Here is a 22,849-nt window from a genome sequence, read left to right as displayed (position 1 = left end):
ACCTTCACGCGCGCACCGCCCCGCGAGCGGGCAGCAGACCGGCCGGGCGCAGCAGGAGCACCAGACCCATCGCGGCGAAGATCAGGAAGGACGCGTACTCCGGCAGCAGCGAGGCGCCGAGCGCCTGCACCTGCCCGATCAGCACGGCGCCGAGCAACGCGCCCCGGACCGAGCCCAGACCGCCGATGACGACGACGACCAGCGCGAGCAGCAACACCTTCTCGTCCAGCCCCGGCTGGGCGCCCAGGACCGGCCCGGCCAGCACCCCGCCGACCGCCGCCAGCGCGGCGCCCGCCGCGAACACCCCCACCAGCACCCGTCCGGTGTTGATGCCCAGCGCCGACACCATGCCGCGGTCGGCCACGGTCGCGCGGATCACCGAGCCGAGGACGCTCCGCTCGACCAGGACGTAGACCGCCACCGCCAGCACCACCCCGAACCCGATCAGCAGCAGCCGGTAGACCGGGTAGGTCTCGCCGAACACGACGACGCTCCCGGCGACCGGGGCGGGCGCGGCGATGGAGTGCACGTCGTTGCCGAAGAACACCGACAACGTCTCGGCGACCACGAGGGAGACGCCGAGGGTGAGCAGGGCCTGGTCGAGATGGTGCGGCGTGGTGCGGGTCATGCCCGCGAGCACGCCGCCCAGCACGGCTCCCAGCACGGCGGCGAGCAGCACCGCCAGAACGAAGGCCGCCAGGCTCGCGCCGTCGGCCACCAGCGCCACCGCGACGTAGGCGCCGGCCAGGTAGACCGCGCCGTGCGCGAGGTTGAGCACGTCCATCATGCCGAACACCAGGGACAACCCCAGCGCGATGGCGAACAGCAGCGAGCCCATCGCCAGCCCGTTGAGCACGCTCACCAGGTGACCGGTCATTGGGCCGCGCTGAGCTGGCTCGCGACCGCGTTGACGACGGCGCCGCCGCTGGATCGAACCTCGCGCAGGTAGTAGGCCTGCTGGGGGTCGTGGTTGGCGTCGAAGCTCCACTGGCCGCGGGGGCTGTCGACGGGGCCTACCGCGCCCAATGCCTTGACCAGTTCGTCGCCGGTGCCGCCGGGGGCGTTGGCCAGGGCCTTGTCGAGTACGGCGGCCGCGTCGTAGGCCTGCACCGCGTACACCGTGGGCGCTTCGTCGTAGGCCTTGCGGTAGGCGGCCACGAACTCCTTGTTGCGCGGGCTGTCCAGCTCGGTGGAGTAGTGCAGGGAGGTCTTCACCCCGACCGCAGCCTCGCCCTGGGCATCAAGGACGCCGCCTTCGGTGAGGAAGCCGGTGCCGTACAGCGGGGTGTTGTCGGCCAGCCCGAACTGCCGGTACTGCTTGACGAAGCTGACCGCCTCGGCGCCGGCGTAGAAGCTGTAGACGGCCTTGGCGCCGGAGCCGCGGATCGCCGACAGGAACGGCTGGAAGTCCTGGGTCTTGCCGAACGGGGTGTACTTCTCGCCGGCGACCTTGCCGCCGGCCGCCTCGAACGTCTTGCGGAACCCGGCGACCATCTCCTTGCCGGCGGCGTAGTCGGCGGCGATGAGGTAGACGGGCCCGTCGGCCTCCTTGGCCACCGCGGGGCCGAGCGCGGCGGCGACCTTGCCGTTGGAGAAGCTGGTGCGCCAGACGTAGTCGGACTTGCTCGCGCCGGTGATGGCGTCGGCGCCGGCGTTGGCGATCAGCAGCAGTTTCTTGGACTCGTGGAAGAAGTCGCGCATGCCCAGCGCGGTGGCGGAGTTGACCACTCCGACGACCGCGGTGGCCTGGTCCTGGGTGACCAGCTTCTGCGCGGCGGGCACGCCGGTCTGCGGTCCTTCGCCCTCGTCTGCGGCCACGACCTCGACCGTGCGTCCGCCGAGCTTGCCGCTGTGCTGGTCGAGATAGAACTGGAAACCATTGCGCATGTCCTCGCCGAGGGGCGCGTAGACACCCGACAACGGCACCAGCAAACCGATCTTCACGGGGCCGGCGGTCTGCTCGCCGCCGGATTGGGTCAGGCTCGAACCCGCACAACCCGACAGCGCGAGCAGGACGACGGCGGCGCCGGGTCGTAGCGTGTGGAGGACAGTGGAAAGAACACCCATGTGCGACTCCCGGGGGATGACGTCGGCGTCATTGCGCTGACACGGTCCGCACAGAATCCACAGACGTGTGTTGTGTCGTCAAGAGTCTGTAACAAATCGATACCTCGTTGACGCGTCAGGTGTCATGCGCGGGCACATGCGGGGAGCAGGCCCGTCCTGCGGTGAGGTCTACCTTGGCAGATCGGCGCAGGTCACGCAGGTGCGACGCACATTGGCGGCAGGTCGATTTGCTACATATGTCTTTCGCATCGCGATGAAGGTGTGGCAAGTTTGGGATGTGAGCGGAGGATTGCGATGACCGAGACGTTGCCGGACCGGTGCGGCGTGGTGGGCGGTGGGCGCATGGGCGCCGGCATCGCGCACGCCCTGCTTCTCGCCGGATGTGAGGTCACGCTGGTGGAGCGTGACGGAGAGGCGGCGGCCGCCGCCCGCGACCGGGTGGCCCGCGCCGTCCAGGGCAGCGCCGCGCGCGGCCTGATCGAGGACGCCGACGCGCCGATGACCCGCCTGCGCACCGTCACCGCCGCCGCCGGCCTGGCCGGATGCGGGCTGGTGATCGAGGCGGTGCCCGAGGACCTCGACCTCAAGCTCGTCACGCTCCGCGCCGTCGAGGACGCGGTCGAGCCGGACGCGGTCCTCGCCTCCAACACCAGCAGCATCTCGCTCGACACCCTCGCCGAGGCGCTCGCCCGGCCCGGCCGTCTCCTCGGGCTGCACTTCTTCAATCCCGTCCCGGCGAGCAGGCTCGTCGAGGTGGTCATCGCGGCCGCCACCGAACCGGACCTGCGGGACCGGGCCGTGGCGTGGGTCGAGGCGATCGGCAAGACCGCCGTGGTCGTCAGGAACGCGCCCGGCTTCGCCAGCAGCAGGCTCGGCGTCATCCTCGGCCTCGAAGCGATACGCATGGTCGAGTCCGGCGTCGCCACGGCCGAGGACATCGACGCCGCGATGACGCTCGGCTACGGCCACCCGACGGGCCCGCTGCGCCTTACCGACCTCGTCGGCCTGGACGTGCGGCTGGGCATCGCCCGCTACCTCGAACGCGAGCTCGGCCCCCGCTTCGCCCCGCCGGACCTGCTAGTCCGGCTTGTCGAGCAGGGCCATCTCGGGCGCAAGACCGGCAAGGGCTTCTACGACTGGAGTGACGCATGACGTTGCCGAGCTACCTCGAAGGCGCCTGGCGCGCCGGCGCCGGCGCAGGAACGCCCGTCGCCGACGCGGTCACCGGCGAGCTCGTCACCCGGGTCAGCAGCGAAGGGCTCGACCTGGCCGCCGCGGTGGCGTACGCGCGCCGCACCGGCCTGGCCGCGCTCGGCGAGCTGACCTTCCCGCAGCGGGCCGCCGCGCTCAAGGCCGCCGCGCTGGCGTTGCAGGAACGCAAGCAGGAGCTGTACGACCTGTCGGCGCGGGCCGGAGCCACGCGCAAGGACGCGGCCGTCGACGTGGACGGCGGCATCGGCACGGCTCTGGTCTACGCGAGCCTCGCCCGCAAGGGCCTGCCCGACCACACGCTGATCGTCGAGGACGACCCGATCCCGCTCGGCAAGGGCGGCACGTTCGCCGGCCGGCACGTCCTCACCACACCACGCGGGATCTCCCTGCAGATCAACGCCTACAACTTCCCGGTCTGGGGCATGCTGGAGAAACTCGCTCCCGCGCTGCTCGCCGGGCTGCCGACCATCGTCAAGCCGGCCACGCCGACCGCGTACATCGCCGCACACGCCGTGCGCGTCATCGCGGACGCGCTGCCGCCGGGCGCGATCCAGCTCGTCGCGGGCGGCGTCCCCGGCCTGCTCGACCTGCTCGGTGGCCAGGACCACATCGGGTTCACCGGATCCGCGGCCACGGCCGCCCGGCTGCGTGCCGACCCCGCCGTCACGCGCCGATCGGCGCGCTTCAACGCCGAGGCCGACTCGCTCAACTGCTCGGTCCTCGGCCCGGACGCCGTGCCGGGAGAGCCGGAGTTCGACCTGTTCGCCGACGCCCTGGTCACCGAGATGACGGTCAAAGCCGGGCAGAAGTGCACCGCCATCCGGCGCGCGTTCGTGCCCGCGCACCTCATCGACGCGGTGTCCGAGGCGGTCGAGGCCAGGCTCGCGCGCGTGGTCGTCGGCGCGCCTGGCGCGGAGGGCGTCACCATGGGCGCGCTCGTCGGCCTCGCGCAGCGTGACGACGTCCGCGCCGCCGTCACCCGGCTCTCGGCAGCGGGGTCGATCGTGTGGGGCGACCCGGACAAGGTCGAGGTGACAGGGGCCGACGCCGAGCGTGGCGCGTTCCTGTCGCCGCTGCTGCTGCGTGCCGACGACGTGGACCGCCCCGAGCCCCACGAGGTGGAGGCGTTCGGGCCGGTGAGCACGCTCATGCCCTACCGTGACCCGGCGGAGCTGACGGAGCTGATCGCCCGGGGAGAGGGCTCGCTGGCCGGGTCGGTCGTCTCCGCCGACCGGGACTTCGTCCGGCGGGTCGTGCTCGGCGCCGCCGCCTGCCACGGCCGCCTCCTCGTGCTCGACCGCGACAGCGCCGCCGAGTCCACCGGGCACGGCACGCCGATGCCCCAGCTCGTCCACGGCGGACCCGGCCGCGCCGGCGGCGGCCAGGAGGAGGGCGGGCTGCGCGCCGTCCACGCCCACCTCCAGCGCACCGCCCTCCAGGGCGGCCCAGAGATTCTCGACTCGATCGTCAACAGAGACATGCAGTCAGGAGAGCAGCGATGACCACCGACTCCCGCACCGGCGCCGCCCCCACGCCCAGCGGACCGCTCAGCCGCGTCGACTACAGCGAGCGCATCCCCAACAACGTCAACCTGGCCGGCGACCGCCGCCTGCAGCGTGCGCTCGAAGGCTGGCAGCCGAAGTTCCTCGACTGGTGGAAGACGCTCGGCCCGGCCCTGCCGACCAAGGACGTCTACCTGCGCACCGCCGTGGCGGTGGGCCGCGACGGGTGGGCGCACTTCGAGCACGTCCCCATGGACGAGTACCGCTGGGGCATCTTCCTGGCCGAACGCGACCCCGACCGCAAGGTCAACTTCGGCAAGCACAAGGGCGAGCCCGCCTGGCAGGAGGTGCCGGGCGAACACCGCGCCGACCTGATGCGCCTGATCGTCGTGCAGGGCGACACCGAGCCCGCCTCGGTCGAGCAGCAGCGTGTCCTCGGCAACACCGCGCCCAGCATCTACGACCTGCGCAACCTCTTCCAGGTCAACGTGGAGGAGGGCCGCCACCTGTGGGCGATGGTCTACCTCCTGCACGCCTACTTCGGCAGGGAGGGCCGCGAGGAGGCCGAGCAGCTGCTCAAGCGCAACTCGGGCGACCTCGACGCGCCGCGCATCCTCGGCGCGTTCAATGAGCAGACCACCGACTGGCTGCAGTTCTTCATGTTCACCTACTTCACCGACCGGGACGGCAAGTACCAGCTCGGCACCCTGAAGGAGTCGGCGTTCGACCCGCTGGCGCGTACCTGTGAGTTCATGCTCAAGGAGGAGGCCCACCACATGTTCGTGGGCACCACCGGCGTGCAGCGGACCCTGGAGCGCACCGCCGAGCTCATGAAGGAGCACGGCACGGCCGACATCCTCCCGCACGGCGGCATCCCCCTGAACATCATCCAGAAGTACCTGAACTTCCAGTTCTCGGTGTCGATGGACCTGTTCGGCTCCGAGCAGTCGACCAACGCCGGCAACTACTACAGCTCCGGCCTGAAGGGCAGGTGGATGGAGACCCGGCGCAAGGACGACCACGTCCTGCTCGACGCCACCCGCGAGCTGCGGTACGTCGAGGACGGGCAGATCAGGACCAAGACCGTGCCGATGCTCAGCGCGCTCAACCTCGACCTGCGTGACGAGTACGCCGCCGACTGCGCCAACGGCGTACGCCGCTGGAACCAGGCACTGGAGGACGCCGGGCTCAGCGAACGGCTGTACCTGCCGCACGAGGGCTTCAACCGCAAGGTCGGCGTGTACGCCGGACACCACGTCACCCCGCAGGGCGAGGTCGTCGACGAGGCCACCTGGCAGGTCCGCGCCGACGAGTGGCTGCCCACGGCCGAGGATCGCCAGAGCGTGGCCGACCTCATGGTCCCCGAGTACGAGTACGGCAAGTTCGCCGGCTGGATCGCCCCGCCGAAGACCGGCATCAACGACCAGCCCGTCGAGTTCGACTACGTGCACCTGGCCGACGAGGGGCTCCTCTAGGAACGGGCGACGGCCAGGAAGGGACGGTGGCCAGGAAGGGACGGTGGCCAGGAAGGGACGGCGGCCAGGAAAGGACGGCGGCTAGGAACGGGCGGCGGCGCCCTCGTCCATGCGGTCCCACTCGGCCTGGGCACGCCGGTGCCACCGGTTGTGCCGGTCGTGGAAGACGGCCGCCGCCCGGGGCCCCGGCCAGTCGTGCTCGAGCAACTCGGCAGGCAGGTCGGGATCGAGGAACGGGAAGCGCCGCCACTCCTGGATGAGCAGCACCTGGTTGACGAACGCGTCGCGGCCGGACTCGACCGCGAGACCCTCGAAGTGCTCGATGAAGTCCAGGTAGCGCTTCTCCACGTCGTCGAGGTCCCACGCGGCGTTGATCAGTTTGGCGGTGTCGCCGATGCTCGCCGACGGACCGGTCCAGGCGTAGGCCCGGTCGGCGAGGTCGAGCTCGCGGATGACGTCCCGGACCGCGGCCTCCTTGGACGCGTCGGGGACGACCCAGAGCGTGGGGGAGGGCGAGCCGAGCCCCAGCCAGGTGAGCTTGGTGCGCAGGCGGTGGCGCAGTTGCCGCTGGGTCTCCGGCACGCCGGCGGTGAGGACGAGCCAGCGGCCGTCCCAGCCGTGCGGCCCGCGCATGAAGCCGTAGATGCGCTCGGTGCCCTCGCGCAGCAGCCGGTCGCCGGCCTCGGTCAGGGTCCAGCGCACCTTGCGGCCGTGACGCACCGACGCCAGCAGGCCTTCGGCCGCGGTGCGGGACAGGGCCTGGCGCGCGGACTTCTCCTCGACGCCGAGGGCGCCGAGCGCGGTGACGAGGGTGCCCGTCCAGACCTCGCCGTGACGGGGCAGCACGAACTCGCCGAGGACCGTCAGCAGGAGCGAGCGGGCGCTGGCGGACGCCTTGTCACGCTGGCGGTCCACCGTGCGGCCGGTCTCCGTGCCGGTCTCCGTGCGCGCTTCGCGCGGGGCCACGTCCGCCCTCCTGTCGTCGGTCTCACTGGTGAGGCGCATTCTGCCAGGTCGGGCACCCCTGTGCGTAGTGCCCGCCACGAGCCTTAATGCTACAAACACTTGACGATACATCTGAGAAACGTCGAATATTGAAGACGCAAGCCCCCTGCACCTCCTGGAGCGCGCATTGAGTGAAACAACGCATTCGGCGCCGCCGGTGGTCCGCTTCGCGACCTCCCCGGACCGCTACCGTCACTGGAAGCTCGAGGTGGACGGGGCGGTGGCCACCGTCACGCTGCGCGTGGACGAGCACGGCGGCCTGGTCCCCGGCTACGACCTCAAGATGAACTCCTACGACCTCGGCGTCGACATCGAGCTGTACGACCTCGTCCAGCGGCTGCGCTTCGAACACCCGGAGGTCAAGGCGGTCGTGATGACCGGCGGCCTGGACCGGATGTTCTGTGCCGGGGCCAACATCAGGATGCTGGCCCAGTCCACGCACGCCTGGAAGGTCAACTTCTGCAAGTTCACCAACGAGACCCGTAACGGCATCGAGGACGCGACCGAGCACTCCGGCCAGACCTGGATCGCCGCGCTCAACGGGACCGCCGCCGGCGGCGGCTACGAGCTCGCGCTGGCCTGCGACCAGATCGTCCTCGTAGACGACGGCTCATCGGCCGTGTCCCTGCCCGAGGTGCCGCTGCTCGGCGTGCTCCCCGGCACCGGTGGCCTGACCCGCGTCGTGGACAAGCGACACGTGCGCAAGGACCGCGCCGACGTGTTCGCCACCAAGTCCGAGGGGTTCCGCGGCCGCACGGCGGTGGAGTGGGGCCTGGTCGACGCTGCCGTACCGCGTAACTCCCTGGACGGGGAGGTCGCCAGGCGCGCCGCCGAGGCCGCCGCGGCGTCCACGCGGCCCGCGGGCGCGATAGGCGTGGCGCTGCCGCCGCTCGACCGCAAGGACGAGGGCGACGCCATCACCTACCCGTACCTGTCCGCGCGGATCGACCGGGCCAAGCATCTGGTCGAGATCACCGTGTCCGGCCCGCACGACGCCCCGCCGGCCGACCCCGCGGCCCAGGGCGCCGACTACTGGCCGCTCGCCGTGACCCGGGCGCTGGACGATCTCATCCTGCATCTGCGCACCAACGAGCTGGACCTGGGCATCTGGGTTCTGCGCGCTGTGGGCGACCACGAGCGGGTGCTCGCCCACGACGCCCAGCTGCGCGAGCGGGCCGGCGACTGGTTCGTCAACGAGGTGCGCCACTACTACAAGCGCACGCTCAAGCGCCTCGACGTCACCAGCCGCAGCCTCCTCGCCGTCATCGAGCCGGGGACGGCCTTCGCCGGCCTGCTGGCCGAGCTGGCCCTGGCCGCCGACCGGCAGTACATGCTGGAAGGCGTCTACGAGGACCGCGACGACGACGCCGTCCCCGCCACCATCGTGCTCACCCCGGCCAATGACGGCGACTACCCGATGGGCAACGGCCTGTCCCGCCTCCGATCGAGATTCTGGGGTCACGACGAGGAGCTGGAAGCCGTCCGCGCCAGGATCGGCGAGCCGCTGGACGCCGCCGCCGCCGTGGAGCTCGGCCTGGTCACCCTGGCACTGGACGACATCGACTTCGACGAGGAATTGCGGATCGTCCTGGAGGAACGTGCCTCGCTCTCGCCCGACGCGCTGACCGGCATGGAGGCCAACCACCGCTTCGTCGGCCCCGAGACGCTGGAGACGAAGATCTTCGGCCGGCTCACCGCCTGGCAGAACTGGATCTTCATCCGCCCGAACGCCTCCGGCCCCGACGGCGCCCTGCGCCGCTACGGCACCGGCCGCAAGGGCGACTACGACCTCGAGCGGATCTGACCATGACCGAGTTCAACGCGGGAACGTGGCTCCTCCACCGCCACGTGCGGGAAGGCAACGGCGACCGGGTCGCCGTGCGCGGCGCCGCCACGCTCACGTACGCCGAGCTCGCGGACCTCGTCGGGACCGTCACCGCCGGCCTGCGCGCCCTCGGCCTGCGGCGCGACGACCGCGTCGTGTTCGTCACCAACGACGACGTGCCCATGTTCGCCGGGATCCTCGCCGCCTTCTGCGGCGGGTTCGTGGCCGTGCCGGTCTCGACCATGCTGGGGGCGAAGGAGCTCGGCGCGATCATCGCCGACTCCGGCGCCGCCGTGGTCGTGGCGAGCGCCGGCTACGCCCCCCAGGTCCAAGAGGCGCTCACCCTGGCGCCCGAAGTGCGCCACCTGGTGTGGGACGGCGAAGCGCCGCCGGAGAGCACGTCCCTGACCTGGGCGGAGCTGCTCAAAGGAGGCGACGGGCAGCCCCGCGAGCCGGCCGTCACGCTGGAGGACTCCTGGGCCCTGTGGCTCTACACCTCCGGAACCACCGGCATCCCCAAGGGCGCCATGCACCGCCACGCCAACATCCGGCACGTCTGCCAGACCTACGGCGACCAGGTGCTCGGCATCGGCCCCGGCGACGTCTGCTTCTCCGTCGCCAAGCTCTTCTTCGCGTACGGCATCGGCAACTCGATGTTCTTCCCGCTCTCGGCCGGGGCCGCGACCGTGCTGGAGCCACGCCGTCCCACCCCCGCCGTGACGGCCGGGCGTATGGCCGCGGACCAGCCGACGTTGTTCTTCGCCGTCCCCACGTTCTACGCCGCGCTGCTCGCCGCCGACCTGCCGCAGGACACCTTCGCGTCGGTACGCCTGGCCGCCTCGGCAGGGGAGGCGCTGCCCGCGCCGCTGCAGGAGCGGTTCACCGGCCGCTTCGGCGTCGAGGTCATCGACGGCATCGGCTCCACCGAGGCGCTGCACATCTTCCTGTCGAACCGGCCGGGCGAGGTACGCCCCGGCACGACGGGCGTCCCGGTGCCCGGCTACGACATTGAGTTGCGTGACGCCGAAGGGGCGCGGGTGCCCGACGGGGTGCCGGGCGCCCTGCACGTGCGCGGCGAGTCCATCGCCCTGGGCTACTGGCGGCGCACCGGCGCCAGCCGCACCGTGTTCGCGGGCGAGTGGCTCAACACCGGCGACACGTACGTCCGCGCGCCGGACGGCTACTACACCTGCCTGGGCCGCAGCAACGACCTGCTCAAGGCGGGCGGCATCTGGGTCTCGCCGGCCGAGGTGGAGAGCCGCCTGCTGGAGCACCCCCGGGTCGAGGAGGCGGCCGTGGTGGGCGTGGCCGACGAGCACGGGCTCGACAAGCCGGTCGCCTGCGTCGTCACCCGGGGCGACGTCACCGCCGAGGAGCTCGTCCAGTGGTGCCGGGACGGGCTGGCCGCGTTCAAGCGTCCCCGGCAGGTGGTCTTCCTCGACCAGTTGCCCAAGACCGCGACCGGCAAGATCCAGAGGTTCAAGGTCCGCGAGCTGCTCGCCCAGGAGGTGGGGGGATGAGCGTGCTCGACGTCGACGTGCTGATCGTCGGAGCGGGGCCCGTCGGGCTCTTCGGCGCCTACTACGCGGGAGCGCGCGGGCTGCGCACCGCGATCGTCGACGCGCTGAGCCAGGTCGGCGGGCAGGTCAGCGCGATGTACCCGGAGAAGGAGATCTACGACATCGCCGGGTTCCCCGCCGTCTCCGGGCGCCGCCTCATCGCCGGCCTGGTGGAGCAGGCGGCGCCGTACCGGCCGGCGTATGTCCTCGGGGAGGAGGCCCAGCGGCTCGAGCACGTGCCCGGGGGCCTGCTCGTGGTGAAGACCGGCGGCGGGACCGAGATCACCGCCCGTGCGGTCGTCGTGACGGGCGGCATCGGCACCTTCACACCGCGCCCGCTCCCCGCGGGCGAGGAGTTCCTGGGCAGGGGCCTGGAGTACTTCGTGCCGGACGGCGCGGACTACGCGGGCAGGGACGTGGTCGTCGTCGGCGGCGGCGACAGCGCCGTGGACTGGGCGCTCATGCTCCACCCCATCGCGAGCAGCGTCACGCTGGTGCACCGGCGTGCCGCGTTCCGCGCCCACCACGGCTCGGTCGAGCGGCTCAAGGCCGCGCCGGTCGAGATCATCACGAACGCCCAGGTCACCGCCGCCCACGGCGGCCACCGGCTGGAACGCGTCGAGCTCAGCACGGGGGCCACCCTCCCGTGCCAGCGGCTCGTCGCGGCCCTCGGCTTCACCGCCAACCTGGGGCCGCTGCGCGAATGGGGGCTCGATCTGCACGACAACCGGCACCTGGTCGTCGACTCGGCGATGCGCACCAACGTGCCCGGCATCTTCGCCGCCGGCGACATCGCCGACTACGACGGCAAAGTCCGGCTGATCGCGGTCGGGTTCGGCGAGGTGGCGACGGCCGTCAACAACGCCGCCGTGCACATCGACCCCGCCGCCCAGCTCTTCCCGGGGCACTCGACCGACCATCCGGCCCCGGTCTAGTCACGGCCTGATCAGGAGTTCTCACATGCCGTACGTCATCGCCGCACCCTGCATCGACGTCATGGACAAATCCTGCGTCGAGGAGTGCCCGGTCGACTGCATCTACGAGGGGGACCGCAAGCTGTACATCAACCCCAAGGAGTGCATCGACTGCGGCGCCTGCGAGCCCGTGTGTCCCGTCGAGGCGATCAGCCAGGACCGGCGGGTCGATCCCGAGCACGCCGGCTTCGTCGAGGACAACCGCCGCTTCTTCGCCGAGGTGCTGCCGGGACGCGAGGCGCCGATCGGCGCGCCCGGCGGTTCCGGGAAGACGGGCCGCATCGGCGTCGACACCCCCATGGTGGCGGACCGGTCATGATCGATGGCATGCGACTCATCGACGCGCACGTGCACATCCCGGTGCTCGGCACCCTCAAGCCGGCTTGGCTGACGTGGGCCCGCGACTTCGGCGAGGACGGCCTCATCGAGGACGCCTGGGACGCGGACGGCAGGCCGCGCCCGGACCGCCTGGATGAGATCTTCGCCGCTCAGGGCGTGGACGTGGCGTTGTTGTTCTGCGAGTACAGCCCCAAGTCGACCGGCATGCAGGAGTTCGACGACCTGCTGCCGATCGTCGAGCACAACCCGTCCAGGTTCCGCCCGGTCGCGAACGTCAACCCGCACCTGCACTTCCCGATCGCCGCCGAGGTACGTCGGCAGCTCGACCTCGGGGCCGCCGCGCTGAAGCTGCATCCCGTGCACGGCGGATTCCGCTGCGACGACGCCGCCCTGTACCCGGCGTACCAGGTGCTCGAGGAGCGGGGCGTGCCGCTCGTCGTGCACTGTGGCACCAGCTCCTTCCCCGGTTCGATGAACGAGAACGCCGATCCGCGCTTCCTCGTACCGGTCGTGCGCGACTTCCCCGGACTCAACGTCGTGCTCGCGCACGGCGGGCGCGGCTGGTGGTACGACGCTGCGGCCTTCCTGGCGCTGTCGAACGACACGGTGTGGCTGGAGTTGTCCGGCCTGCCGCCCAAGCGGCTGCCCGAGTACTACGCGCGGTACGACCTCACCCGGCTGGCACGGAAGTGGATCTTCGGCACCGACTGGCCAGGCGTGCCCGGCATCGCCGCCAACGCGCGTGCCGTCGCGGGACTGCTGCCCGCCGAGGTGGCGGCGGCCGTGCTCGCGGGCAACGCCATGAAGGTCTACGCCGGGCTGCCGGCCGGGGAGTGACCGATGCGCTCGTACCGGACGGACTGGAGATTCCGGCCGGTCCCATGGCACGAGCCACGCAGGCTGAACCGCTAGCGGCGCTTCTCCAGGAACGCGGTCATCCGCGCGTGCTTCTCCTCCGTCTCGAACAACACGGCCTGCGCCACGTCGTCGAAGCGCGGATGCGCGCCGGGAGGCGCGGCCAGGGCGAGCTTGGTCAGGCGCAGCGCCAGCGGCGCGTTCTTGGCGATGCGGGCGGCCAGCCGGTCCGCCGCGGCCGGTAGCTCGTCCTCGGGGACCACCTCGTTGACCAGCCGGACGGCCAGCGCCTCCTCGGCGGACACGACCCTCCCCGCGAGCAGGATCTCCTTGGCGAGCGGCTCGCCGACCAACTCGCGCAGCCGCCAGCACGCGCCCGCGGCGGCCATGATGCCGAGCCCCGCCTCCGGATTGCCGAACCTGGCCCGCGGGGTCGCGAGGCGGAAGTCGCAGGCGTAGGCCAGCTCCGCGCCGCCGCCGAGGGCGGGCCCGTCGATGGCGGCGATCGTGGGCATCGGCAGCCGGGCGATCCGGTCGAACAGGCCGCTGTTGATGCCGGCGAGGGCGTCCTCGCGGCGGCGCTCGCGCAGCTCCCGGATGTCGGCGCCCGCGGCGAACACGCCGCCGGTCCCGGTGATCACCATGATCCGGGGCCGGCGCTCCAGCTCGGCACACACCTCGTGCAGGTCGGCCACCATCGCCGCGTCGATCGCGTTACGCACGTGCGGGCGGTCGAGCCGGATCAGCACTCGATCCCGCCCGTCCTCGATCCTCAGTGTGTCGCTCAGCGGACGCTCCTCAGAACGTGCTACAGATTCACGATGTTACGACACTCTAGCGTGGAGAGATGCTCAGGTGGTGGATTCGCGGACCATGAGCTCGAAGGGAGCGGTGTACTCGGTGGTCTCGCGTGCGGGTGCGCCGATGCGGCCGGTCAGCAGCTCGACGGCCTTCGCGGCCATCCACTGGTGGTCCGGCGCCACGGTGGACAGGGAGGGGACCATGAACTCGGCCTGGGGGATGTCGTCGAAGCCGATGAGGCGGATGTCGCCGGGGACGCGGAGGCCGCGGTCGGCGAGGCCGCGGAGCACACCTTGGGCGACGGTGTCGGTGACCGCGACCACGCCGTCGACCTTGTGGCGGGAGTCGGCCAGGCGGTGGCCGGCGGCGCGGCCCGAGTCCATGGTCATGGTGTCGACGGTGACGAGCAGTGCGGGGTCGGGCTGGAGTCCGCGTTCGGCGAGGGCGGCGAGGTAGCCCTGGTAGCGGCGGGTCACCACGTTCACGCCTTCGAGGGCGTTGCCGGTGACGATCGCGATGTCGCGGCATCCGCGGTCGATCAGGTGCGTGGTCGCCGCGTACGTGCCGTCCTCGTTGGGCATGGCGACGTGGTCGAAGCGGCCGCCGAAGTCCTGCTCGCCGAGCATCACGATGGGGTAGGCGGCGCCGGCCAGCCGGGGATCAGCGCGGTCGAGCTCGACCGCGCTGAGGATCAGGCCGTCGAAGTGCAGCGTGTGCGAATGGGCGATCGCGTCGATCTCTCCGGCGGCGGCGGCGCCGGTCTGCTCGATCGCGACGTGGAAGCCCTGCTGGGCGGCCCGGGCGATCACGTGGGCGGCGAGGTGGCCGAAGTAGGGGCTGTGGATCTCCGGCACGGCCAGGCCGATGATGCCGGTCCGCCCGGACTTGAGCGTCCGGGCGGAGAGGTTGACGCGGTAGCCCGACTGCTGGATGGCGTCGAGCACGCGGCGGCGGACGGGGTCGCTGACTCCGGCGCGGTTGTTGACCACGTTGGAGACCGTCATTTTCGACACCCCGGCCAGCCGGGCGACGTCGCTCATCGTCACCATGCGTGCCCCACGTTCTGTCATGCGGGTCGGATCAAGGCGGGCCGCCGCCGTCCCACCGAGCCTATCGCGGTGTGCTCGGCGGCCCTGGCCGGTCATGCGAGGCGGGCTTCCACCGTGACGAAGGAGTGGGCGGGCAGGTGCACCCGCAGCCCGGTCGCGGTGGCCGTGACCTGCTCGTGGGCGCGGGGGGCGACGGCGTCGGGCGTCTCTGGGGTGTTGTGGCTCTGCAGCTTCTCGGCGGTGAGGATCCGGGAGCGCGCGCCGGTCACGGTGCCGCCGCGCAGGTCCAGCTCGACGTCGACCGGCTCGGCGGCGTCCAGGTTGGACAGCGACACCAGCACCTTGCCGTCCTTGCGGCTGGCCGACACCGAGACCGTCGCCAGCGTCTGCTCCCCGACCTGGCGGGTGGGCACGCCGGAGGGGATGTCGACGCGCAGCGAGGCGGCATCGTGGTGGCCCTTGTTCATCTCGAAGACGTGGTAGGTGGGGGTGAGCACGAGGGCGCCGGAATCGGGGTCGGTGAGGATCATGGCCTGCAGCACGTTGACGGTCTGGGCGATGTTGGCCATCACCAGCCTGTCGGAGTGGCGGTGGAAGACGTCGAAGTGCAGGCCGGCCACCAGCGCGTCCCTGAGGGTGTTCTGCTGGTAGAGGAAGCCGGGGTTGGTGCCCGGCTCGACGTTCCACCAGGTGCCCCACTCGTCCAGCACCAGGCCCACGGTCTTGCCCGGGTCGTAGCAGTCCATGACGTTGGAGTGGCCGGTGAGCAGTTCGTCGATGCGGGCGGCCTTGACCATCGTGGCGTAGTAGTCGTCGGTGCCGAACACGGTGGCGTCGCCCTTGTCCTGCCAGGTGCCTGGGATGGTGTAGTAGTGCAGGGACAGTGCCTGGTAGAACGGCTGGGGGCGATAGGCGCAGCCCAAGTCGCCGAGCGTCTTCATGAGCGTTTCGGTCCAGGCGTAGTCGTCGGTGTTCGCGCCGGCGGCGATGCGGTAGAGGCGGTTGTCGCCGTGGTCGCGGCAGTACGTGCCGTACCTGCGGGCCTCGTCGGCGTAGTGCTGGGCGGTCATGTTGCCGCCGCAGCCCCATGCCTCGTTGCCCAGCCCCCAGAAGCGCAGCTGCCAGGGCTCCTCGCGGCCGTTGGCCTTGCGCAGGCGCACCATCGGGGAGTCGCCGTCCCGGGTGAGGTACTCGACCCAGTCGCTCATCTCCTTGACGGTGCCCGAGCCGACGTTGCCGCTGATGTACGGCTCGGCGCCGAGCAGCTCGCACAGGGCCATGAACTCATGGGTGCCGAAGTGGTTGTTCTCCTCGACGTTGCCCCAGTGGGTGTTGACCATCGCCGGACGCTGGTCCTTCGGCCCGATGCCGTCCATCCAGTGGTACTCGTCGGCGAAACAGCCGCCCGGCCAGCGCAGGTTCGGGATGTTCAGGGCCCGCAGCGCCTCTACGACGTCCAGCCGGATGCCGCCCGCGTTCGGCAGGTCGCTGTCCTCGCCCACGTAGAACCCGCCGTAGATGCAGCGGCCCAGGTGCTCGGCGAAGTGGCCGTAGAGATGCCGGCTGATCAGCGGACCCTCGACGTCGACGTTGATGATGGCAGGCACGACGGCGTTGCTCATGGATGAATCCCTTGCGATCAAGTGGGTGACTTTATCGATAAATGGATCGGTAAAGCGAGGCAACTTTATCGATACAGCCAGGACTGTCAAGGGCCGGGTTCCGGGTTGGCGGGGGGATGATGGAGTTCGCCAGTCCTGGTAGGGGTTGTCCGGAAGTCGGCAAGGTTGCGAGACTCGGTGGTCTATGACGGCGAAGCTGCTGGCCATCAGCGATCTGCACGTTCACTACGAGGACAACAGGCGCGTCGTCGAGGCGTTGCGGCCGGAGTCTGACGGCGACTGGCTGCTCATTCCCGGCGACGTCGGCGAGATGGTCTCTGACGTCGAGTGGGCGTTGAAACTGCTCAGCGAGAGGTTCGCGACGGTGGTGTGGGCGCCGGGGAACCACGAGCTGTGGACCCATCCACGCGACCCGGTGCGGCTCCGCGGCGAGGAGCGCTACCGGCTCCTGGTGGAGACGTGCCGCCGGTACGGGGTCGTGACTCCGGAGGACCCCTATCCGATCTGGCGCGGGGACGGCGGCCCCGTGGCCATCGCGCCGCTCTTCGTGTTGTACGACTACACCTTCAGGACCGGGCACCTGACCAAGGAGGCCGCGCTGGAAGCGGCCTACGAGTCGGGCGTGGTGTGCACGGACGAGTTCCTCCTGCATCCGGACCCGTACCCGAGCCGGGAGGCGTGGTGCCGAGCCCGGCTGAAGATCACCGAGGCACGGCTGGCTGAGCTCCCCGGAGACCTGCCGATCATCCTGGTGAACCACTTCCCGCTCATCCGTGAGCCCACCGAGATCCTGACATATCCGGAGTTCGCCCTGTGGTGCGGCACGGACGCCACCGCCGCCTGGCTGCGGCGCCACCGCGTGGCCGCCACGGTCTACGGGCACCTGCACATCCCCAGGCTGATCGTCCAGGACGGGGTGCCGCACCACGAGGTCTCGCTCGGCTACCCGAAGGAGTGGCAGCCACGCCCGACCGCGCCTGGGCTGACGACGATCCTTCCCCAGTCCGCCACGGCCGCTGATACCGACTAGGGGTATATTGCTGAGCACTGCCACGGGGCGGGGGAGTGGGAACCGCCGGCCGGGCGGTTCCGCGTGCCGGACGAATGGTGCAATCCGCCTGGCAGAGGCGCGGGCGCCCGGCCGACCGCCGACGCGGGGAGCCCATTGGCCGACGCGTTGTTGTGGCTCAACAGCCCAGGGTCGTCCAACGGTCAGTGCACCCGCGGCACGCCGGGGCCGGCGGACCCGGCGTACGGCGTCGTCACCCCGGCCGCCGGTCAGTGGTGGCCCGACCAGGCCCTCGAACGGGCGAAGAACGCGGTCCCGCCGCTGACCCCGGCGACGGCGACCGGGTAGCCGCGGCCGCTGGTCTAGGCGAGGGCGAGGAAGAGCTTCTCCAGCTCGGCCACGCTCATCGGCGGCTGCTCGCCGCGATCCTGCGCGTCCTGGCAGTGCCGCAACCCGGTGGCCACGATCTTGAATCCGGCGCGGTCCAGCGCCTTGGAGACCGCCGCCAGCTGGGTGAGCACCTTCGAGCAGTCCTCACCCGCCTCGATCATCGCGATCACCCCGGCCAGCTGGCCGTGCGCGCGCTTCAGCCGGATCAGCGCGTCACCCACCATGCCTTCGGTCAACTCCATGCCTCCAGAATACCCCTCCGGGTATCTATAGAGGACGCCAGCTCCGGTTGCAAAAATATATAGACCGGTCTATTTTGGCTCCTCGGACGCCGTCCTGCGGGTCACCGCCGACCGGCTGGGCGTGCCCTGGTCCATCGTCAATCCCGCCAGCGTCATCGGGGTCAGCACCAGTGGCGAGTCCGACCAGCAGCTTGGCCTGGCCGCGAACCTCAAGGAGCTCTGGCGAGGGTCGCTCGCGGCCCTGCCGGGGAACGCGGGGACGTTCGTCCCCGTGATCCCCGTGGACTACCTGGCCCGGTTCATGACGCTGCTCCCGGAGGATCCGGCCGCCGCGCGCACCGCGTTCTGGATCCTGGACGACGACACCCCGCCGCTGCCGGATCTTCTCTCGCTGGTGGGGCGGCACTACCAGGTCAAGGTCCCGCGGCTGAGGGTCCCCGTGCCGGTGGTACGGCGCCTGCCGTCCGCGCTGACCAAGGCGGACCCGGAGACGCTGACGTTCATGTCGTCAGATCGTTACCCCACGGGTCCGGCCCGTGAGTTCGCCGGACGTCGCGGGCTCGCCTTCCCCGACACCGTCGGGTCGATCCTGCGATGGGCCGACCACCTCGCGGCCCACCGGTTCGGGTCCGCTCCCGACCAGGGGCCGGCACGGCGGTTCACCTCGCACGCGGGTGTACGGACGTTCGGGATCGGCGAACCGGACGCGCAGGCCCTGGTGCTGCCCGGTCTTCCCGTCAACGCCGACACCTGGGCTCCGGTCGCCGCCGCGCTCGGTCACACCCGGGTCCTGGACCTTCCCGGCCTCGGCCTGAGCGCCGGTCGCCCCTGGGACTTGACCGCCTGGCTGGCCGCTCTTGTCGAGGAGACCGGCCCCGTGCACCTGGTCGGCCACTCCATCGGGGCCGCCGCCGCCGTCGAGGCGGGCCTGGCGCATCCGGATCGGGTCGAGCGGCTCACGCTGGTGTCGCCGTTCTTCCTCCAGGCTCGCGCCGGAGTCGCCACGCGACTGGCTGCGCTGACCCGCCTGTACCTCCGCCGGATACGTCCCGACGCCTTGTCGCGGCTGCTCACCGGCGATACGTCCCATGCGGATGAGCTCGCGTCCAGCGCCGAAGACCTGCGCCGGGGCCGCGTCGCCGGCCACGTGGCGGAGCTGCTGTCCGCTGCCGGACGCGAACGACGGCGCCAGGACCTCCGGGCCGGACTCGCGCGCTACCCGGGCCCCGTCCACGTGATCGTGGGAAGTGCGGATCCGCTGTCGGCCGAGGGCCAGGAGCTGGTCGACGCGCTCGGCACGCGGGCGACGGTGACCACGATCAGCGGGGCTGGCCACCACCCCCAGCTCACCCACGGCGAGGAGCTGGCCCGGGCAATCCGTGAGCGCATCGGCGCCGCCGGGAGCGGGTGGCGAGCGCTCCCACGATGACCCGCGGCCGTGCGGCCCGCGAGCACCAGGGCGGCGGGCCGCGGCAAGGGCAGGGCAGTACGTCTGCTGTCAGAGCCGTCCGGTGCAGGCCTGCAGGAGCAGGGAGGTCGCACCGACGGCGATGCCGAGCAAGCCGCCCAGCAGGAGGGATCGCGGGCCCGAGCGGCGGACTCCGGCGGGGTCGAGGGTGATACCGATCCCGGTGAGCGCCACGGTGATCAAAGAACTGCCGAGCCACGACAGGACCGGAGCCCAGGACGACGGGATCGCGCCGCCGGCGGCGAGTGCGGACGCGGCCAGGAACGCCACGATGAACAGCGGGAACGCACGCAGCACCCCGGCGCTTCGCACCCCCGGGCCGGGGCCGCGGCGTCCGCGCCGCCATGCGTGCACGGCCAGGCAGATCGGGACGATCATCAGGCTGCGTGCCAGCTTGACCACCACGGCGTGCCGGCCGGCCTCGGTCCCGAACGAGTAGGCGGCCGCCACGACCGAGGAGGTGTCATTGATCGCCGTGCCCGCCCACAACCCGAAGCCCTGCGGCGACAGTCCGAGCAGGCGGCCGAACAGCGGATAGGCCAGTACGGCGAGCACGTTGAACAGGAAGATCGTGCCCATGGCCTGGGCCACCCGCTCCTGCGCCGGCCGCGCGACGGCCGCGACGGCCGCGATCGCGGAGGCGCCGCAGATCCCGGTGCCCACGCCGATGAGCAGACGCGTCTCGGGGTGCAGGCGCAACAGCCCACCGAGCAGCCACGCCCCCGCGAGGGCGATGCCGAGTGTGCCCAGCATGACGGGAAGCGTCGTACCGCTCACTCCCAGCACCTCGGTCAGCGGCAGCCCAAGGCCCATGACCACGATCGCCGCCTGCAGAACGTGCCGGCCGGCCACGGCCGACCCCGGACGGCAGCGATCGAGAAGCGCCGGCGCCGAGCGGCGTAGCGCCCATGCCGCGGCCACCCCGGCCATGATCCCGAAGACCGGCCCGCCGACCACCGGGACGAGCGAGCCGAGCCCGATCGCGAGGGCCGCAAGGGCGCCGGCGAGCGCGAGACCGGGAACCACACCTTGGTGTCCCATGCCGCCTCCTTCCCGCAACCCACCTTCGCGGTGGCGGGTCGCCCCCGGTAGAGACGTAGTCGAGAGGACCTCATAAGCTCCACTTATGCCTCTGCCGCCGGGCACACCCGACCTGGACGTCCTCGACCTCCTGGTATCGGTCGCGGAGACCGGCAGCCTCGGCCAGGCCGCGCAGCGGCATGGGATCAGCCAGCCGGCGGCCAGCATGCGGATCACTGCCCTGGAACGCCGGCTCCGGCTGGTGCTGCTGGAACGCGGCCCGACCGGCTCGCGCCTGACCACCGCGGGCGCGGCCGTCGTGAACTGGGCGCTGCCGGTCCTGGACGCGGCGCGGGCGCTCGTCGACGGGGTCACCGCGCTGCACGCGGAGGGCAAGGGCAGGCTGCGGGTGGCCGCGTCGCTGACGATCGCCGATCATCGCGTGCCCGGCTGGCTCGTCGCGTTGCGTGCCCGCTCACCCGACGTGCGGGTCGCGCTCGAGGTCGGGAACTCGCAGCAGGTCGCGTCCCTGGTGCAAGCGGGCTCGGCGGAGCTCGGCTTCGTCGAGGGGCCGCACGCCCCGCGCGGGCTGCGTAGCCGGGTGGTCGAGTCCGACGAGCTGGTCGCGGTGGTGGCCCCGGGGCACCCGTGGGCGCGACGGCGCGGCCGGCTGTCCATGGCGACGTTGGCCGGCACACCCCTGATCATGCGAGAGCCGGGCTCGGGGACACGTGACGCGGTGTGGGACGTGCTGAGCCGCGTACGGGAGCCGGTGTCCCCCGCCGCCGAGCTCGGCTCCACGGCCGCGATCAAGGCCGCGGTGGCCGCGGGGGAGGCACCGGCGGTGCTCAGCCGCCTCGTGGTCCGCGGCGAGCTCGACGACGGCCGGCTCGTCGCGGTGCCGCTCGCCGAGCCGGCGCTGCTGCGCCGATGGTTCCGCGCGGTGTGGCGTCCGGAGGAACCTCCCTCCGGCGCCGGCGCGATGTTGCTCGCCATCGCCCTCCGCCGCGCCTCTGGACGGACCCCGACAAGGGGGCCGACCGGTGCTTCGGGCGGCGGTTCCTCCTGATGGGTGCGCGTGTGCTGACGCCCTTGACCTCTCCCTCGTCGACCTCTCCCTCGTACGCGTCGCCGGCGCGACCGGGCAGGCGGCCGCCCGGCATGCCGGGCGGCGATCCGTTCGACGTCGAGGAGGGGGTCGATGACGTGGGCGGGCTCCTCGGCGAGGGGGAAGGTGTGCCGTGCCCGGAAGGCTCACCCCTCCAGAGCGAAGATCACCCACGACTGGTCCAGAGCGAGGCCGGCCAGTTCGCGGCCGCACTCATGGAGCACCTGCGGGCTCGACGTGATGTGCTGCGTCCCGGTGTTGACGTCCCTGAACAGCCGCTGGATCAGGCCGTCGCGCAGCGCCGACGTGCCGCCGGACGCGTAGACGAACCGGGCCACGTCGGCGACCGTCCACGTGACGTGGTTGAGCGCCAGCCGCACCATCGTCTCCTCGCGTACGTCGAGCACCCGGCCCGAGTCGAGCGTGCGCTCGGCGCCCTCCCACGTCTCGTGAACCAGGGCCTTCGCCGCGCGGAACGCCGCCTCGGCGCGGGCGAAGCCGGCGTGGAAGGCGTCGCTGCCGGCGATCTGGCCGGTCCGCCCGGCCCGCGCCACGGCGTGGCGGCTCAGCTCGTCCAGCAGCCGGCGGCCGACGCCGATGGCCCAGCCGGAGTGGCAGATCAGCGCCTGGTCGAGCACGCCGAGCCGGTAGATCGCGCCGCCGCGCAGCGGCTCGTTCGCCGTGAAGACGTGCGTCTGCGACTCCGGTACGTAGGCTCCGTCGATGGAGTAGTCGATGCTGCCGGTCGCCCGCAGGCCCAGGACGTCCCAGTTGCCGAGCATCTTGGCGTCCTCGATGGGGGTGATGAAGATCCGGACGTCGTCGGTGCCCTCGATGGCGCCCAGGCTGTGGACGTACTGGGCGTGCAGCATGCCCGAGGCGAAGCTCCACTGGCCGCTGAGGCGGAAGCCGCCGTTCTCCCGGACGGCGGTGCCCGGCCGGGTGCCCTGGCCGGCGAAGAGCGGCATGCGCGGGCCCGTGAAGATACGCTCGACGGCGTCGTCGCCCAGGTAGGCGCCGGCCGTGCCGTTCTCCAGTGTGGTGGCCATGACGACCCAGCCGGTCGAGGGGTCGGCGTACGAGAGCTCTTCGAAGACGGCCAGGAGCTCCCTGGGGGACAGCTCGGCGCCACCGAGCGGCACGGGCACGTTTATCCCGAAAAGTCCCGCCTCGTGGAGGGCGTCAACGACGGGCGTAGTGAGCTTGCCTTGCGCTTCGGCCGTGTCCGCCTCCCGCTCGATCAGCGGGCGCAGGTCGCGGGCTCTGTCCAGCATGGTGGTGCCGGCGGTGTGCAGTCGTTCGCTCATTTGCAGGAGCTCCTGTTCGT

At 71.5% G+C, this 22,849-nt stretch carries 21 protein-coding genes; 12 read left to right on the top strand and 9 right to left on the bottom strand.

Going from position 1 to position 22,849, the window contains the following annotated elements; translation table 11 throughout:
- Window positions 1–4: 4 nt before the first annotated feature.
- The gene (locus ETD86_RS01970) at window positions 5–877 is read right to left on the bottom strand and encodes a branched-chain amino acid ABC transporter permease (protein ID WP_138664329.1); all 873 of its coding nucleotides are present in this window, start codon (window positions 875–877) and stop codon (window positions 5–7) included.
- Window positions 874–2,067, bottom strand: a complete 1,194-nt coding sequence (locus tag ETD86_RS01965) for an ABC transporter substrate-binding protein (RefSeq protein WP_138664328.1) — start codon at window positions 2,065–2,067, stop codon at window positions 874–876. The genes ETD86_RS01970 and ETD86_RS01965 overlap by 4 nt, the downstream gene beginning before the upstream one ends.
- Before the next feature lie 294 nt (window positions 2,068–2,361).
- Here ETD86_RS01965 and ETD86_RS01960 point away from each other — a divergent pair, with 294 nt between their 5' ends.
- From ETD86_RS01960 to boxB, 3 genes are read left to right on the top strand one after another with little or no spacing between them, the layout of a single operon-like run.
- Window positions 2,362–3,219 (top strand): 3-hydroxyacyl-CoA dehydrogenase family protein, encoded by an 858-nt coding sequence (locus ETD86_RS01960; RefSeq protein WP_138664327.1) that lies wholly within the window; start codon window positions 2,362–2,364, stop codon window positions 3,217–3,219.
- A complete protein-coding gene (paaZ, locus tag ETD86_RS01955; protein WP_138664326.1) occupies window positions 3,216–4,781 on the top strand; it encodes a phenylacetic acid degradation bifunctional protein PaaZ in 1,566 nt (521 codons plus the stop codon). Before ETD86_RS01960 ends, paaZ begins: the two co-directional genes overlap by 4 nt.
- A complete protein-coding gene (boxB, locus tag ETD86_RS01950) occupies window positions 4,778–6,256 on the top strand; it encodes a benzoyl-CoA 2,3-epoxidase subunit BoxB (protein ID WP_138664325.1) in 1,479 nt (492 codons plus the stop codon). Before paaZ ends, boxB begins: the two co-directional genes overlap by 4 nt.
- 81 nt (window positions 6,257–6,337) lie before the next feature.
- Here the strand turns inward: boxB and ETD86_RS01945 are convergent, their stop codons facing one another.
- The gene (locus ETD86_RS01945; RefSeq protein WP_138664324.1) at window positions 6,338–7,261 is read right to left on the bottom strand and encodes a PaaX family transcriptional regulator; all 924 of its coding nucleotides are present in this window, start codon (window positions 7,259–7,261) and stop codon (window positions 6,338–6,340) included.
- A 127-nt stretch (window positions 7,262–7,388) separates the two neighbouring features.
- Here ETD86_RS01945 and boxC point away from each other — a divergent pair, with 127 nt between their 5' ends.
- From boxC to ETD86_RS01920, 5 genes are read left to right on the top strand one after another with little or no spacing between them, the layout of a single operon-like run.
- Window positions 7,389–9,065, top strand: a complete 1,677-nt coding sequence (gene boxC, locus ETD86_RS01940; RefSeq protein ID WP_138664323.1) for a 2,3-epoxybenzoyl-CoA dihydrolase — start codon at window positions 7,389–7,391, stop codon at window positions 9,063–9,065.
- Window positions 9,066–9,067: 2 nt separating this feature from the next.
- Window positions 9,068–10,606 (top strand): benzoate-CoA ligase family protein, encoded by a 1,539-nt coding sequence (locus ETD86_RS01935; RefSeq protein WP_138664322.1) that lies wholly within the window; start codon window positions 9,068–9,070, stop codon window positions 10,604–10,606.
- The gene (locus ETD86_RS01930; RefSeq protein ID WP_211369766.1) at window positions 10,603–11,580 is read left to right on the top strand and encodes an NAD(P)/FAD-dependent oxidoreductase; all 978 of its coding nucleotides are present in this window, start codon (window positions 10,603–10,605) and stop codon (window positions 11,578–11,580) included. The genes ETD86_RS01935 and ETD86_RS01930 overlap by 4 nt, the downstream gene beginning before the upstream one ends.
- Before the next feature lie 25 nt (window positions 11,581–11,605).
- On the top strand, window positions 11,606–11,938 hold the full coding sequence (fdxA, locus tag ETD86_RS01925) for a ferredoxin (protein WP_138664321.1): 333 nt from the start codon (window positions 11,606–11,608) through the stop codon (window positions 11,936–11,938).
- Window positions 11,939–11,946: 8 nt separating this feature from the next.
- Window positions 11,947–12,795 (top strand): amidohydrolase family protein, encoded by an 849-nt coding sequence (locus ETD86_RS01920; RefSeq protein ID WP_211369765.1) that lies wholly within the window; start codon window positions 11,947–11,949, stop codon window positions 12,793–12,795.
- A 71-nt stretch (window positions 12,796–12,866) separates the two neighbouring features.
- On the opposite strand, the gene ETD86_RS01915 is transcribed toward ETD86_RS01920, so the two are convergent.
- The 3 genes from ETD86_RS01915 to ETD86_RS01905 all read right to left on the bottom strand — a co-directional run bounded on the left by ETD86_RS01915 (window position 12,867) and on the right by ETD86_RS01905 (window position 16,285).
- Window positions 12,867–13,562: an enoyl-CoA hydratase/isomerase family protein gene (locus ETD86_RS01915; protein WP_342779210.1), complete on the bottom strand. Its 696-nt coding sequence runs from the start codon at window positions 13,560–13,562 to the stop codon at window positions 12,867–12,869.
- Window positions 13,563–13,664: 102 nt separating this feature from the next.
- Window positions 13,665–14,654, bottom strand: a complete 990-nt coding sequence (locus tag ETD86_RS01910; RefSeq protein ID WP_138664318.1) for a LacI family DNA-binding transcriptional regulator — start codon at window positions 14,652–14,654, stop codon at window positions 13,665–13,667.
- 101 nt (window positions 14,655–14,755) lie between these two features.
- Window positions 14,756–16,285 carry an alpha-N-arabinofuranosidase gene (locus ETD86_RS01905; protein WP_138664317.1) on the bottom strand — a complete coding sequence of 510 codons (1,530 nt, stop codon included), beginning with the start codon at window positions 16,283–16,285 and terminating at the stop codon, window positions 14,756–14,758.
- Between the two features lie 184 nt (window positions 16,286–16,469).
- On the opposite strand from ETD86_RS01905, the gene ETD86_RS01900 reads away from it, so the two are divergent.
- Window positions 16,470–17,315, top strand: coding sequence for a metallophosphoesterase family protein (locus ETD86_RS01900; protein WP_138664316.1), 846 nt, complete (start codon window positions 16,470–16,472; stop codon window positions 17,313–17,315).
- 63 nt (window positions 17,316–17,378) lie between these two features.
- Window positions 17,379–17,642, top strand: a complete 264-nt coding sequence (locus ETD86_RS01895) for a glycoside hydrolase family 6 protein (RefSeq protein WP_211369764.1) — start codon at window positions 17,379–17,381, stop codon at window positions 17,640–17,642.
- A gap of 14 nt (window positions 17,643–17,656) precedes the next feature.
- Here ETD86_RS01895 and ETD86_RS01890 read toward each other — a convergent pair whose 3' ends face one another.
- Window positions 17,657–17,926 carry a metal-sensitive transcriptional regulator gene (locus ETD86_RS01890; protein ID WP_138664314.1) on the bottom strand — a complete coding sequence of 90 codons (270 nt, stop codon included), beginning with the start codon at window positions 17,924–17,926 and terminating at the stop codon, window positions 17,657–17,659.
- A 121-nt stretch (window positions 17,927–18,047) separates the two neighbouring features.
- Between ETD86_RS01890 and ETD86_RS01885 the strand changes: the two genes are divergently transcribed.
- On the top strand, window positions 18,048–19,355 hold the full coding sequence (locus tag ETD86_RS01885; protein WP_211369763.1) for an alpha/beta fold hydrolase: 1,308 nt from the start codon (window positions 18,048–18,050) through the stop codon (window positions 19,353–19,355).
- A gap of 69 nt (window positions 19,356–19,424) precedes the next feature.
- Here the strand turns inward: ETD86_RS01885 and ETD86_RS01880 are convergent, their stop codons facing one another.
- Window positions 19,425–20,435, bottom strand: coding sequence for a YeiH family protein (locus ETD86_RS01880; RefSeq protein WP_138664312.1), 1,011 nt, complete (start codon window positions 20,433–20,435; stop codon window positions 19,425–19,427).
- 85 nt (window positions 20,436–20,520) lie between these two features.
- On the opposite strand from ETD86_RS01880, the gene ETD86_RS01875 reads away from it, so the two are divergent.
- Entirely contained in the window at window positions 20,521–21,483 is a 963-nt protein-coding gene (locus tag ETD86_RS01875; protein ID WP_138664311.1) for a LysR substrate-binding domain-containing protein, read from the top strand.
- A gap of 185 nt (window positions 21,484–21,668) precedes the next feature.
- Here ETD86_RS01875 and ETD86_RS01870 read toward each other — a convergent pair whose 3' ends face one another.
- Window positions 21,669–22,829, bottom strand: coding sequence for an acyl-CoA dehydrogenase family protein (locus ETD86_RS01870; protein WP_138664310.1), 1,161 nt, complete (start codon window positions 22,827–22,829; stop codon window positions 21,669–21,671).
- Window positions 22,830–22,849: the final 20 nt, after the last annotated feature.

The organism is Nonomuraea turkmeniaca, assembly GCF_005889735.1.
GTDB lineage: Bacteria > Actinomycetota > Actinomycetes > Streptosporangiales > Streptosporangiaceae > Nonomuraea > Nonomuraea turkmeniaca.
This window is presented reverse-complemented; position numbering and strand designations above follow the sequence as displayed.